Raw genomic sequence first — 13,221 nt, 5'->3', positions numbered from 1 at the left:
GACGCGGACCGTCCACAGCGACTCGGCGGCGTCGGCAATTCTTGACGCCGCACGGGAAGCCAATCTGGTGGTGGTCGGCTCGCGCGGCCACGGCGGCTTCGCGGGCCTGCACATCGGATCGGTTTCCGCCCAGGTGACCGGCCACTCGCCGTGCCCTGTCCTGGTGGTCCGTCCGATACCTTCCTGAGTCTCCCGCCGACAGGCCGCGGACGTTCAGCGGCTTATCGGCGAGAAATTGGAATAAGTCGGTGCGACTTACCCGGCTTCAGGGCAGTACCTTGTAGAGGTCGATGACCGTCTCTTCGGGCTGAGCGGTGAAGCCGCCCTCAATTCCCTGTTGCATCCGGGGCATGAGGATCGTGTCCCGGAATTTCTCCCAGCTCTCCTTCGAGTCATGGACGGCCATGATGGTCCAACCGCCCTCGGAAGACCCGGCGGCATGGAAGATCTGACCCTCCGGCAGGCGCCCCTCGCCTGGATGGACCGCCGCAAGCGACGCCTCGTACTGCTCCTTGGTGCCTCCCCGGAAAAAGTGCACGATTCCGTAGGGCGTGGTCTCCATAACAACTCCTAGGCTGGTGGTTGGGACTGGACAAAGCCAGTCCTAGACTCCGCCACCGTTCACGTCAAGTGCTTTTGCCTTACGCCTGCGCCTGGTGCCGCACTCCGGCGCTGGCCTCGGCGTTGAACCCGAGATTTCGGGAGACCGCCCTGGCTGTGGCCTGGACTGCCGGCGCCAGCACGTTCGGGGGAGTCGCGCCGTCGGGAACCACGATGGAAAGTGCTGCGGCGACGGCGCCCTGGGCATCGAAAATGGGGGAGGCCACGGAGACGGTCCGGGAGGGCGCTGACCTTCTGATCATGGCGACGCCAGTGCGGCGCACGTCGGACAGCGTGCGTCTGAGCTGCCCCTCCGGCATGACGTCCACGCCGGCCTCCTCATCAGCGGGTTGCTTGATGACGGCTTCCTGGAATGCAGTGTCCGCACCGGCCAGCAACACCAGGCCGACGGCGGTGGACCGGAGCGGTGCCCGGCCGCCCACCCGGTACGCCACCTCGGTAGCCTGCTTGGACGACAGCCGTTCAATCAGCACGGCCTCGTCCTTGTCGAGCACAGCCAGGAGGACGTGATGGCGTGTTACTTCGAAAAGGTCCTCAAGATAGGGCAGCGCGATTTCCCTCACGCCATGGCCCCGAGGCGACAGTGACGCGACTTCCCACAGCCGTACTCCGACGACGTATCGACCGTCGTCGAGCCTTTCCAACGCACCCCAGGCCACCAGCCGGGCGATCAGCCGGAGCGCCGTCGGCGCTGGCATGTCCGCGTACCTGGCCATTTCGGAGAGCGTCAGGGCGCGACGCCGGTCCGTGAACACAGCCAGAAGGCTCAAGGCACGGTCGATGACGGGTTCGCCCTGCTTTGGCCGCTTGCCGCGTGCAGGTGCGGGGGGTGTGGGCCCGGCGCTGTCCGGATCCCTTTGCGGGACTGCTGTCATTTCAACCGTTCCTAGTTCGTCGCCAGTGACCCCCACCACAATAGTGTTTCGCCCAATGAAACTTCTAGCTAATGCCCCATGGCTGCGGCGCTCTTGGGTGGGGCGTCAACTGGCCGGCGCCGGTTCAAACGGACTCAGTCACCCTCGTCCCGGCAAGGCTGCCGAGGAACTTGGCACTCGCCTTTGGGGTCCGTTCCTGCGTGGCCCGGTCCACCGCGATGAGGCCGAACTTCGGACCGTAGCCAAAGATCCACTCGAAGTTGTCGAAGGCTGTCCAGGCGATGTAGCCGCGGACGTCGATGCCGTCGGCCAGGCAGGACGCCACGCCGGCTACCGCCGTGCGGAGGTACGCCAGCCGCTGGGCGTCGTCGTCGGTGGCCAGGCCGTTCTCCGTGATGATGACAGGGATGCCGGCGATCCTGGCTGCCTCCCGGATGGTCGCTTCGAGGGCCTCAGGGTAAATTTCCTCGCCCATCTGGTTCGTCTCGGCACCTTCGGGGACCGGTGCCACTCCGTCCGGGCCGAACACCGTCCGGCCGTACGTCTGGATCCCCACGAAGTCGTCGTCGCGGGACGCCACGAGGAAGCGTTCGTTGACCTCGCGACGGATCCTGTCCGCCCGGTCCTGGCCGCCTTCGGCTGCCTGGATGTCGGTGTTGGCCAGGGTCCACCCGACCGGGAGCTCCGGCCGGATCGCTTTGATGGCGGCCCGGCCCTCGCGGTGTGCAGCGAGCTTGATGTCGAAGCCGGCCTCGGAGACCGTGAACTGGAAGGGCGCCACGCGGCTCGCGTCGATCCCGAGCCGGTCTGCTGCGGCCGCCCACAGCGGCACCTCTGCCCTGCGTTCGGGGGCCTCGCCGCCGAGACCGAGCTCCTTGAGCAGCCAGGGGAGGTTCGGCTCGTTGAGTGTGCAGGCGACGCCGATGAGGTCGCCGAGGTGCCGCATGGCCCGGTCGCAGTAGCGGGCGAACCGTTCGGGGGTCTGCGGGTCCTCCCAGCCGCCGGCCGCCAGGAGCCATCTGGGTGAAGTGAAGTGATGGAAAGTGACTACCGGGGTGAGCCCGTGTTCATGGCAGGTCTCGAGCACGCGGCGGTAATGATTGAGTTCCGCCACTGAGAAACAGCCCTCTTCGGGCTCGATGCGTGCCCACTCCAGCGAGAAGCGGTAGCTGGTGAACCCCAGGCCGGCGATCAGGGCGATGTCCTCGCGGTATCGGTGGTAGTGGTCGACGGCGTCTCCGGACGGTTCGGCGAAGATCGTTCCGGGGAGCCTCTCAAGGAACCAGCAGTCACTGTTGACGTTGTTTCCCTCGACCTGGTGGGCTGCCGTGGCGACGCCCCACAGGAAATCGTGCGGGAAGGCAAAAGAGTCGGTCATCTGGTTCCTTTCGATCTGAGCGCCAAGCGACTGTGCGTGGGCTGACTGTCCATCCTCCGTGGTCAATGTCAGGGGCGGGGTGGCCGTTTTCATTGGTTGAAAGGCTCATCGCTGTTGACGCGGACATTGCGCGTCCACCCGGGACCCGTCCGGAGTGACCCCCACCACAATACTTTTTCAATCAATGACATTCTCGTGTTTCCGTTTGAGGCGTCGCCGTGATCCTTGAGTGAGCCGGTCACCGAGACCCATCTGACGAGAGGGGCTCCGGCGCAACGGCCCGGAAGCTGGTCATGGACGATCGGCATACAGGCCGCCAGGCTCCCCGGATGTTGACCCCCGTTTGCTGAGAAAGAATGCGAAGGCGCACTACATGAAACTTCTGAACTCCACCGCACGACGGAGCGCGGCCGTTCTGGCCGGGGCGCTTCTCATGAGCTCGCTCACCGCCTGTGGCGGCGGGTCCCAGGCGGCAACCGCCGCCAACAAAGACACACTGACCATCGCCGTCGACAGCGACAGCGCTTCCTTCGGCTTCGATCCGCTGCGTGTCGCCGACGCGCAGCGGCAGTTTTTTGAAGGCCTCTACGAAAACCTCATGACCCTGCAGCCGGACGGTTCTGTTGGACCGGGCTTGGCCAAGGAGTTCAGCTACAGCGCGGACAATACGGTCCTTACGCTGACCCTCAAGGAAGGCGTCACCTTCACGGACGGCGCTACCCTGGATGCGGCACTGGTGAAGGCTAACCTGGACCGCCGCAGCGACCCTGCACTCAGCGCCTACTCCGCAATCGCCCAGGGCGGAGCCCAGGAAATCACGTCGGTGAGTGTTGTCAGTCCCACGCAGGTGGCCATCAAGTTCGCCAAGCCGCAGCCAGGGTTCGAAAAGAACCTCGCCTCGACCATGGGCATGGTTGTCGGCAAGACCGGTGTTGCCGACACGGCCAGCCTCGCCGCAACCCCGGACGGCTCCGGCCCCTACACGCTCGACCCCTCCACGGTTAAGGGCAACAAGTACGTCATGGTGAAGAACGCCAAGAACGCCGACGCCGCAGACTACGCCTACAACAAGATCACCTTCAGCGTCATCCAGGATCCCCAGGCGCGCGCCAACGCTCTCGTCTCCGGCCAGGCCGACGTCGCCATGCTCACCTCACCCACGGTGGACTTCGCAAAGTCCAAGGGCCTCGGCGTGTCCCAGATCGGTGGAACCCTGCACACCATGGTTTCCTTCGACAAGACCGGGAAGACCGCCCCCGCCTTTGCCAGCGAGAAGGTCCGCCAGGCGTTCCAGTACGCCATCAACCGCAAGGCCCTGGTAGAGGCACTGCACAAGGGTGACATTCCCGCCTGGAACGCCCTACCCAAAGACTCCGCCGGGTTCACGGCGGAACTGGAATCCACATTTGCCTACGACCCGGAGAAGTCCAAGAGCCTGCTGGCCGAGGCCGGCTACGGTAACGGCTTCGAGTTCACCATTGTTGGCAGCGCCGAAACCCAGACGGACCTGCAGGCCGTCCAGAAGGATCTGGCCGCCGTCGGAATCAAAATGAACATCAAGATGGCTTCCTCCACCGATGAAGCCTTCGCGGCCGTCGCAACCACACCCCTCGGCTACGCCGCGCTCGGCTGGGACAACCCGGTGGGCCTGATGTACGGCGTGGTCCTGAACGGGTTCACCAATGTGCAGAAGGCTTCCGATGAGCAGTTGACGGCCGCCACGGGCGAGGCCGCAGCCGCGAAGGACGACGCCGCCAAGAAGACCGCCCTCACCAAGCTCAACACCCGCTTGGTGGAATCCGGCTGGATGATCCCGCTCTACGAGTCACTCACCAACCAGGGCTACAACACCAAGAAGGTCCAGCAGGTGAAGTTCGCGGGTTCGAACGCGTACCCGCTGCTCTCGTCCTACGCACCCGCTAGCTGATCACTGAACCCTGCCGGATGGCCACCCCGCCTTTGCAAGGGGGGCAGCCGTCCGGCAGGTCCTGACCGATGGAGGTCACCATGGCACTATTCATCACCAAGCGTCTGCTGATGGCGCTGGCCACCGTGCTGGTGGTCGCGGTACTGGCATTCATGCTGGTGCACGCGATGCCCGGCAGCCCCGGCGCTGTGTCCCTGGGTGCCGGCGCCTCCCAGGAGGCCATTGACGAGGTCAATCGGCGGCTCGGCTGGAACGACCCGCTCCTCGCCCAGTTCTTCCGCTGGTTCGCAGACGCAGTCCAAGGCAATCTGGGCACGTCCCTCATCGACGGCCGATCCGTCTCGGCGGATCTGGCCAACAGGCTGCCCGTGACCGCGTCGCTGGCCGCCGGCGCCACAGTGCTGAGCGCTGTCCTCGGCATTGGCCTGGGCGTGACGGCGGCGGTCCGGGGCGGCATCACAGACCGCATCGTCGGCGGGATCTGCGGCCTGGCCGTGGCGCTGCCTGCCTTCTGGATCGGCATCATCTTCGTGTACCTGTTCGCCGTCCAGTCCTCGGTCTTTCCCGCCACTGGTTACGTCCCCTTCGAGGTCTCGCCGCAGGACTGGGGCCTGTCCCTGGCCTTGCCCGTGATCACGCTGGCCGTAGGCGGCGCGGCGTTCATTGCCCGCCAGACCCGGGCCTCCATGCTCGAGGCGCTGCAGCAGGAACACATCCGCACGCTCCGCGCCACAGCCACCCCCACCTGGAAGATCCTCTACATCCACGCCCTGCGCTACGCCAGCCTCCCCATCGTTGCCGGCATCGCACTGCAGTTCATCGGACTGTTCGGCGGTTCCGTCATCGCGGAGCAGCTGTTCGCCATGCCGGGCCTGGGCCAGGCCGTCCAGACCTCCGTCAGCACCCACGACGCCCCCGCCGTCCAAGGCGTGGTGGTCATCGCCACCGTCGTGGTGGTGACAGTGAACCTGGTGCTGGAACTCGCCACCAAGTTCCTCGACCCGAAGTTGCGTGCCTCATGATCCCGAACGTCGCCCCAGCCCCTGCCGACAGCGCCGCAGCCCCGGCCGTCCAGCCCACGTCCGGAGCGCCCAAAGTCGGCCGGCCCAAGTTTGGTCCGCGGGCCGCCTTTGGCAAACTTTCCGCGAACCGGCTCTTCGCCTCTCCCGGAGGTGCGGCCGGCGTCGTATGGCTGGCCGCCATAGTGGTTGCCTCGCTGACAGCCCAATGGTGGCTACCCTACAAAACGGAGGACCAGGACTTCACCGCTGTCCTGTCCGGTCCCACCGCCGCGCACTGGCTCGGCACCGACGAACTCGGCCGGGACCTCCTCAGCCGGATCTTCGCTGCCGCCGCCGGCACCCTGGGAACCTCACTGATCACGGTGATTGTCGGCGTCGGGCTTGGAACCGCCCTGGCGATGGTGGCAGCCGGCGGAGACCGGACGGAAGGAGCGATCAGCCGTGCCACCGAGGTCATGATGTCCCTGCCCGGCACCGTCATCATCCTGGCGGTCATCGGGGCCGTGGGAACCAACATCCCGCTGATCATGGCCATCCTGGGCGTCCTCATCTCCGCCGGCATCTACCGCGTCATGCTGGGCCAGGCCAAGTCGCTCCAGTCACAGCTGTACGTGGACGCCGCCAAGGTGGACGGCGTCAGCGCCCTGGGGATCAGCCTCCGCCACGTCCTGCCCGGACTGACCAACTCCGTCGTGGTCCAGTCCGCCCTCATCTTCGCCGTCGGCATGCTCATTCAGGCCGGCCTGGCGTTCATCGGCTTCGGCCCGCCCATCCCACAACCCAGCTGGGGCGGCATGATCCAGGGCGCCTCCCAGCACGTCTACGACGCCCCGTGGCTGATGGTTCCCACCGGTGCAGTGCTTGCCCTGACCGTCCTTGCCGCGAACGCCATTGGCAACGCCCTGGGAAAGGCGCCGAACGCTTACGTCTCGCACCTGCCGTCGGCAGCGGCGCGCCGCCGGCGTGCGCGTACGGTAGCCGAGGCGGGTGCCGCTGCGGGCGCCGCTGGTGCGGCAGCCGACACGGGAGCCATCCCGGCGAAAGGCCAACTGAGCGTCCGCGGACTCTCTGTAGGGGTCGACGGCGGAACTCCGCTGGTCACGGACGTCTCGTTCGATGTCGGGCAGGGAACCGTGCTGGGCCTGGTGGGGGAGTCCGGCTGCGGCAAGACCATGACGGCGCTGTCCCTGCTGGGACTGCTGCCGGCCGGGGTGGCCGCCACCGGCGGACAGATCCTGTGGAACGGCAAGAACCTCGCCGCCGCCACGGAGCACGACCTGGAAAATATCCGCGGCCGGGACATCGCCCTGATCTCACAGGAACCCATGCGGGCCCTAGACCCCATGTTCACCGTGGGCTACCAGCTCACCGCGGCCATCCGCCGGCTGCGGAAGGTCGGCAGAGCCGAGGCACGGGCCCAAGCCCTCGGCCTGCTCGAAAAAGTGGGCATCGTGGACGCCAACCGCATTCTCAAGACCTACCCGCACCAGATCAGCGGCGGCATGGCCCAGCGCGTTGCCATCGCCCTCGCACTGTCCGGCCGGCCCCGGCTGCTGGTGGCCGATGAACCCACCACAGCGCTGGACGTCACCGTGCAGGCCGAAATCCTTTCGCTGCTGCGCTCCCTGGTGAAGGACACCGGGATGTCCGTGGTGATGGTGACGCACGACCTGGGCGTCGTGGCGGACATCTGCGACAACGTCGCCGTGATGTACGCCGGCCAGGTGGTGGAAAGCGGACGGACCGCCAATATTCTCGACAACCCCCGCCACCCTTACACCCTGGCGCTACTGGCCGCCGACCCGCACGCCAACACCGCGGCGGACATGCCTGAACGGCTCGCCACCATCAGCGGCCAGGTTCCGCAGCCAAAGGACTGGCCCACCGGCTGCCGCTTCATGGCGCGCTGCCAGTTCGCCGGCTCCGCGTGCGCCGCCCCGGTGCCGCTGCTGTCCTCCGGCTCCGAGGACGGACTGGTCCGCTGCGTCAAGGCGGACGAACTGGCGGTGGAGGGCCTGGCATGGGTTGCCACCGAAGTGCCCACTCACCGAGTACTGAAAATCGTCGAAAAGGACCTGGCATGAGCATCGAGACGGCAGAACGGCAGGACACGGCGCCAGTTGCGCCGGAGCAGCCCATACTGGAGGTCAAAGACCTGCTGGTCCGGTACGGCCGCGGCCGGAACGCTGCAGCGTCCCCGGCAGCGGTGGACGGCGTCAGCTTCTCCATCCGTCCCGGCGAGACCGTAGGCCTGGTGGGGGAATCCGGCTCCGGAAAATCCACCATCGGCAAGGCAATCCTTGGCCTCCAGGCGAGCGCCGGCGGCACGATCAGCTATCAGGGCAAGGACATCACCCACGCCGATGCTGCAGAGCGCCGCGCCCTCGGCGGTGAACTGCGGGCGGTCTTCCAGGACCCCAACTCCTCGCTGAACCCACGCCAGAGCATCGGTGCTTCGCTGGCCGAGCCGCTGCGGATCCGCGGAGTCACCGCCGCAGTGGCGCGCGGGAAAGCAGAAGCCATGCTCGAACGCGTGGGGCTGCCCCGCGAGGCCGTGGACCGCTATCCCAGCCAGTTCTCCGGCGGCCAGCGGCAGCGGATCGCAGTTGCCCGTGCCCTGATCTGCGAACCGAGGCTCATGGTCTGCGATGAGGCCGTCAGCGCCCTGGATCTCTCCACCCAGGCCCAGGTGCTCAACCTCCTGGCCGACCTCCGCGACGAGCTCGGCCTGAGCTACCTGTTCATCGCCCACGACATCTCGGTGGTCCAGTTCCTGGCGCAGCGCGTTGTGGTGCTCTACCGGGGCCAAGTGATGGAAAGCGGGCCCTCGGAAGCGGTCACGGAGTCGCCCAAGCACCCGTTCACCCAGGCTCTCGTGGCGGCCTCGCCCGTGCCGAGGCCCGCGGAACAGGCCGAGCGGAGGATACTGCGCGAATCCCTTGGCGTCCGCACGGCCACTGCGGTGGCGGCGTCGCCGGGGGGCTGTCCCTTCAGCCAGCGGTGCCCGCTCGCCACGGAGCTTTGCACCGCCGAGCGTCCGGCCCTCCGCCGGGTGGGCGCGTCCGACGTCGCCTGCCACTACGCCTGATGCCCGCGTCCAGCCCCACTTGAGATCCGCCTAAGCCAGATCAGCACAACGTCAGGGAGCTTCCCCCGCATGAACCACCCGACGCGCCTTCGGACCGATCACCTCAGCGAAGCCTTCGGGATCACCAATACGCTGCCTAGATTCAGCTGGACCCCGCCGAACGGCACGCTCCGGCAGACCGCCTACCAGCTCACCACCAGCAACGGCTGGGACACCGGGCGCGTGGACGGCGGCACCCATGGCTTTGTGCCCTACGCAGGGCCGGACCTTGGCTCCCGGGACCGTTTCGACTGGAAGGTCCGGACCTGGAACGTGGCCTCTGACGGCACCGAAGTCCTGTCCGCCTGGTCCGAGCCGATGGCCGTGGAACTGGGCCTGCTGCATCCCGGAGACTGGACCGCGCAGTGGATCGGCCCCGACGAACCGGCGGTTCAGGATCCAGGGGAGCGCCCCGGACATGCGCTGTCCAAGACCTTCACGCTGGACAAAGCCCCCGAAACGGCGCGCGCCTATGCCACGGCCCACGGCATCTATGAGCTCTTCATCAACGGCGTGCGGGTGGGGGACCAGCAGCTCACACCGGGCTCGACGAGTTACCACAGCACGCTCCAGGTGCAGACCTGCAATATCGCAGCCCTGCTCCGGCCCGGCGCCAATACCGTACGGGCCGTCCTCACCGACGGCTGGTACCGCGGCACCTTCGGGTACACACGCGACGCCGACATGTACGGAACGCAGACGGCCTTCCTGGCCCAGCTGGAGCTGGAGTCCGGCGGAGAACGGACGGTCATCGGCACCGACGACTCCTGGCACGTTTCCGCGACGGAGATCGTCAGCGCTGACCTTATGGCCGGCCAGCGGGTGGATCTTCGCCGCCGCCATCAGGGGGCAGGGCGCGCGGTTCTTCGCAATGGTGGCGGTGCCACCCTCACCGGCCCGGTGGCACCGCCCACACGCATCGTGGAAGAGCTCAGCCCGGTGGCCATCAGGCGGCTAGCCAACGGCAACCAAATCGTGGACCTGGGCCAGAACATCAACGGCTGGATCCGCCTGAGCCGGCTTGGCACCCCCGGCGAGACTGTCACGCTGGTGTACGGCGAAGCCCTGGGCTCTGACGGCGACGTCACCCAGGAGCACCTCCGTCCGCATGATTTCCGCAGTCCGGGGCAGTTCCTCGGCGCCGGACAGGTGGATTCCGTGGTGGCCTCGGGAGCCCCGGGCGAGGTGTTCGAACCGCGCCACACCACCCATGGCTTCCAGTACATTGCCGTGCAGGGCCTGGACGCAGACCTGGAACCGGCGGACATCGTAGGATGCATGGTCCAGACCGACCTGGAGCGCCTGGGCACTTTCAACTGCAGCGACGGCAGGCTCAACAAGCTCCACGACATTGTGGAGTGGAGCTTCCGCGGCAACGCCTGTGAAGTTCCCACCGACTGCCCGCAACGGGAAAAGGCCGGCTGGACCGGAGACTGGCAGCTGTTTGTGCCCACCGCCGCCTACCTCTTCGACGTGGCAGGTTTTACGGCGAAGTGGCTCAGGGACGTCCGGACCGATCAATGGGACAACGGGGTGGTCGCCAACATCTCTCCCTCGCCGGGCCCGGAGGTAACCAGCGCCGACTTCATGGCCTTCACAAACGGGTCCTCAGGGTGGGGAGACGCGGTGGTCATGGTGCCCTGGGAGATCCATCTCGCCACCGGTGACACCGGCATCCTGGAACAGAACTGGGAGGCAATGGAACGCTGGCTCGGCTTCATCCGCAGCACCGCGGAGGGCAACCGGCACCCGGCCAGGGCGGCGGCGCACGCCACGCCGGCCCCGCATGAGCAGTACCTCTGGGACACCGGCTTCCATTTCGGGGAATGGATGGAACCAGATGGCCCTGCGCCGGACCTCTTCGCCTCCCGCTCCGCCGACAACGGCATCGTGGCCACCGCCTACTACCGGCACTCCTCCGCCATCATGGCCAGGATCGCCGCCGTCCTGGGCAAGGAGGACAAAGCCCGGGAACTCGGGGAGCTCTCCGATAACGTCCGCCGCGCGTGGCAGCAGGAATACCTACGGGCAGACGGAACAGTGGCAGACGGAACAGTGGCAGACGGAACGGTGGGAGCCGGAGCCGCCAGCGGCTCCAGCCAGGCCAATTGCGTGCGCGCGCTGGCCTTTGACCTGGTTCCGGACAGCGGCCGGTCCGCGGTGGTCACACAGCTGGTCACCCTCGTCCGCGGCGCCGGAACGCACCTTGGCACCGGCTTCCTGGCCACCCCCTACCTGTTGCCCGTACTCGCCGATAACGGACAGCTGGACCTCGCCTATGAGCTGCTCATGCAGGACTCCGAGCCCTCGTGGCTGGTGATGGTGGACCGCGGTGCCACCACCATGTGGGAAGCATGGGACGGAATAGGCGCGGACGGAACAGCGCGCCAGTCGCTGAACCACTACAGCAAGGGCGCCGTTGTCTCGTTCCTGCACCGCTACATGGCGGGCCTGCGTCAGGCACCCGGGAGTGCGGCCTACGAACGGATCATTATCGAGCCGCGTCCCGGCGCCGGGATCACATCTGCGGCCACGTCGCACCGGGGCCCACAGGGCCTCATCGCCGTCAGCTGGGCAATTGGCGACGGCGGGATCACCCTCGTTGCGACCGTCCCGTCCGGCACCACAGCGGAAGTCCGCCTCGCCGGCCAGCCGAACACCGCCGTCGGGCCCGGAACCCATACCCTCACCGCCCCTGCCGGCGGCAACGACCACCAGAGCCAACTTGCAAGGAGCGCATCGTGACCCCGGACCCCGCCACAGCCATGGAAACCGTCCCCGGCGAAAGAGAGCAGGTGGGACCCGCCGGGTTGCCGGCCCCGGCCTTCCCGGCGTTCCTGCCCCCGGGCCACGCCGAAGTTGTATCAGAGGACTCCGCAGTGCACCGCGAAGTCAGCTACGCGATCACCGTCGGATTCCGCCGCCTCGCCATGGACATCTGGCTGCCGCGGAACACCGGCGGCGCGGTTCCGCTGGTCGTGTGGATCCACGGCGGTGCGTTCCAGCTCGGTGACCGCCGCGAACTGCCGCCCACCTTCGCCAGGGATTCCGTCTTCCGGCTCCTCAACGAGGCCGGGATCGCGTGCGCCACCGTGGACTACCGCCATGCCTTGGAAGCACCGTTCCCGGCTCAGCTGCACGACCTCAAGGCCGCCGTCCGGTACCTCCGCGAACACGCAGACATGCTGGGTATCGACGCCGGACGGATCGGCGCCTGGGGCGAGTCGGCCGGCGGGCATCTTGCCGCCCTGCTGGGACTGACCGGCCGCCGCGACGACCTGGAAGGCGGCCTCGGAGTCCAGGGCCACTCCAGCGCCGTGAGCGCCGTCGTCGACTTCTACGGCGTGTCCTCGCTGCCGGACATGCCGGCCATGAACATTCCCCCGGCCATGATGAACGGGCCGTTGAGCGCGGCGGTGCCGGACGGCATGACCCTCGAGCCGGGTCCCATGCTGGTGGGCGGCACCGCTGACGCCGCCGTGCTGGCCGCCGCGAGCCCGCTGGGCTATGTCAGTGCCGACGCGCCGCCGTTCCTGCTGGTTCACGGCGACAGCGACGGCCTGGTGCCGCTGTCCCAGAGCGAATTGCTGGCCGCGGCGCTCGCTGATGCGAACGTCCGCCACGAACTCATCCCCATCCGGGGCGGTGACCACTGCTTCTTCGGTGCCGAAGGCCAACTGGACGGCATCCTCGGCACGGCGGTGGATTATTTCGTCCGGGGGCTTTAGGGGCGGGCCCAATTTCCGGCGGTAGCATTCCGGTATGGCTATCGCACGCTTCCCAGGTCTCGTCATTGACTGCCCCGACGCCCGGGCCCTCGCAGCCTTTTACGGTGCCCTGCTCGGCTGGAACGTGAAGGTTGACGGTGCCTGGGCCGAGATCCGCCCGGACGACGGCAGCGACTGCATTTCGTTCCAGCAGGTGGACGGCTACCGGGCGCCGGAATGGCCGGGCCAGGTGATGCCGCAGCAAATGCACCTGGACCTTATGGTGCAGGACCTGGACGAAGGCGAGAAGGTCGCCGTCGGGCTGGGGGCCACCAAGGCCGACACGCAGCCGGGCACCACCTTCCGGGTTTTCCTCGACCCGGCCAGCCACCCCTTCTGCCTCTGCGTGGACTGAGGATTCTGCCCTGACTGTTTCTGCATTGAACAGGCAAATTCGTCATGCCCGGTCAGATTCGGCAGCGGCACAAGCCCGCTCTCCCATCCGGTTTCCAGTCAATGAAACGTCGCTAGCGGGCGCATTGCCGTTCCCGGGACGCTGGGGGG

The 13,221-nt window shown here is 67.1% G+C and carries 11 protein-coding genes; 8 read left to right on the top strand and 3 right to left on the bottom strand.

The genetic code is table 11. The features are described 5' to 3' along the window. Positions 1–187: universal stress protein (locus AC1DR1_RS17205; protein WP_476992953.1), on the top strand; the 187-nt coding region annotated here is incomplete at its 5' end. A gap of 78 nt (positions 188–265) precedes the next feature. Here the strand turns inward: AC1DR1_RS17205 and AC1DR1_RS17200 are convergent. The 3 genes from AC1DR1_RS17200 to AC1DR1_RS17190 all read right to left on the bottom strand — a co-directional run bounded on the left by AC1DR1_RS17200 (position 266) and on the right by AC1DR1_RS17190 (position 2,874). After that, on the bottom strand, positions 266–562 hold the full coding sequence (locus AC1DR1_RS17200) for a hypothetical protein (protein WP_229995816.1): 297 nt from the start codon (positions 560–562) through the stop codon (positions 266–268). A 79-nt stretch (positions 563–641) separates the two neighbouring features. After that, the gene (locus AC1DR1_RS17195; protein WP_476992952.1) at positions 642–1,496 is read right to left on the bottom strand and encodes an IclR family transcriptional regulator; all 855 of its coding nucleotides are present in this window, start codon (positions 1,494–1,496) and stop codon (positions 642–644) included. A gap of 124 nt (positions 1,497–1,620) precedes the next feature. Then, a complete protein-coding gene (locus AC1DR1_RS17190) occupies positions 1,621–2,874 on the bottom strand; it encodes a glycoside hydrolase family 1 protein (RefSeq protein WP_364742922.1) in 1,254 nt (417 codons plus the stop codon). A 373-nt stretch (positions 2,875–3,247) separates the two neighbouring features. Between AC1DR1_RS17190 and AC1DR1_RS17185 the strand changes: the two genes are divergently transcribed. The 7 genes from AC1DR1_RS17185 to AC1DR1_RS17155 all read left to right on the top strand — a co-directional run bounded on the left by AC1DR1_RS17185 (position 3,248) and on the right by AC1DR1_RS17155 (position 13,072). Continuing rightward, the gene (locus AC1DR1_RS17185; RefSeq protein ID WP_229995819.1) at positions 3,248–4,801 is read left to right on the top strand and encodes an ABC transporter substrate-binding protein; all 1,554 of its coding nucleotides are present in this window, start codon (positions 3,248–3,250) and stop codon (positions 4,799–4,801) included. Between the two features lie 68 nt (positions 4,802–4,869). Continuing rightward, the gene (locus tag AC1DR1_RS17180) at positions 4,870–5,823 is read left to right on the top strand and encodes an ABC transporter permease (protein ID WP_476967337.1); all 954 of its coding nucleotides are present in this window, start codon (positions 4,870–4,872) and stop codon (positions 5,821–5,823) included. Next, entirely contained in the window at positions 5,820–7,907 is a 2,088-nt protein-coding gene (locus AC1DR1_RS17175) for a dipeptide/oligopeptide/nickel ABC transporter permease/ATP-binding protein (protein WP_476992951.1), read from the top strand. The genes AC1DR1_RS17180 and AC1DR1_RS17175 overlap by 4 nt, the downstream gene beginning before the upstream one ends. Beyond that, positions 7,904–8,911 (top strand): ABC transporter ATP-binding protein, encoded by a 1,008-nt coding sequence (locus tag AC1DR1_RS17170; protein ID WP_364742931.1) that lies wholly within the window; start codon positions 7,904–7,906, stop codon positions 8,909–8,911. Before AC1DR1_RS17175 ends, AC1DR1_RS17170 begins: the two co-directional genes overlap by 4 nt. A gap of 69 nt (positions 8,912–8,980) precedes the next feature. Beyond that, positions 8,981–11,695: an alpha-L-rhamnosidase gene (locus tag AC1DR1_RS17165; protein ID WP_364742934.1), complete on the top strand. Its 2,715-nt coding sequence runs from the start codon at positions 8,981–8,983 to the stop codon at positions 11,693–11,695. Then, positions 11,692–12,678: an alpha/beta hydrolase fold domain-containing protein gene (locus tag AC1DR1_RS17160; protein ID WP_476992950.1), complete on the top strand. Its 987-nt coding sequence runs from the start codon at positions 11,692–11,694 to the stop codon at positions 12,676–12,678. Before AC1DR1_RS17165 ends, AC1DR1_RS17160 begins: the two co-directional genes overlap by 4 nt. 34 nt (positions 12,679–12,712) lie before the next feature. Further along, entirely contained in the window at positions 12,713–13,072 is a 360-nt protein-coding gene (locus AC1DR1_RS17155) for a VOC family protein (protein WP_364742937.1), read from the top strand. Positions 13,073–13,221 lie beyond the last annotated feature (149 nt).

It is taken from the genome of Arthrobacter sp. P4_F10 (assembly GCF_056401435.1).
This window is presented reverse-complemented; position numbering and strand designations above follow the sequence as displayed.

Coding starts and splice junctions, on each gene's coding strand:
- AC1DR1_RS17200 (WP_229995816.1), bottom strand. CDS start 562: ATGGAGACCACGCCCTACGGAATCGTGCACTTTTTCCGGGGAGGCACC.
- AC1DR1_RS17195 (WP_476992952.1), bottom strand. CDS start 1,496: ATGACAGCAGTCCCGCAAAGGGATCCGGACAGCGCCGGGCCCACACCC.
- AC1DR1_RS17190 (WP_364742922.1), bottom strand. CDS start 2,874: ATGACCGACTCTTTTGCCTTCCCGCACGATTTCCTGTGGGGCGTCGCC.
- AC1DR1_RS17185 (WP_229995819.1), top strand. CDS start 3,248: ATGAAACTTCTGAACTCCACCGCACGACGGAGCGCGGCCGTTCTGGCC.
- AC1DR1_RS17180 (WP_476967337.1), top strand. CDS start 4,870: ATGGAGGTCACCATGGCACTATTCATCACCAAGCGTCTGCTGATGGCG.
- AC1DR1_RS17175 (WP_476992951.1), top strand. CDS start 5,820: ATGATCCCGAACGTCGCCCCAGCCCCTGCCGACAGCGCCGCAGCCCCG.
- AC1DR1_RS17170 (WP_364742931.1), top strand. CDS start 7,904: ATGAGCATCGAGACGGCAGAACGGCAGGACACGGCGCCAGTTGCGCCG.
- AC1DR1_RS17165 (WP_364742934.1), top strand. CDS start 8,981: ATGAACCACCCGACGCGCCTTCGGACCGATCACCTCAGCGAAGCCTTC.
- AC1DR1_RS17155 (WP_364742937.1), top strand. CDS start 12,713: ATGGCTATCGCACGCTTCCCAGGTCTCGTCATTGACTGCCCCGACGCC.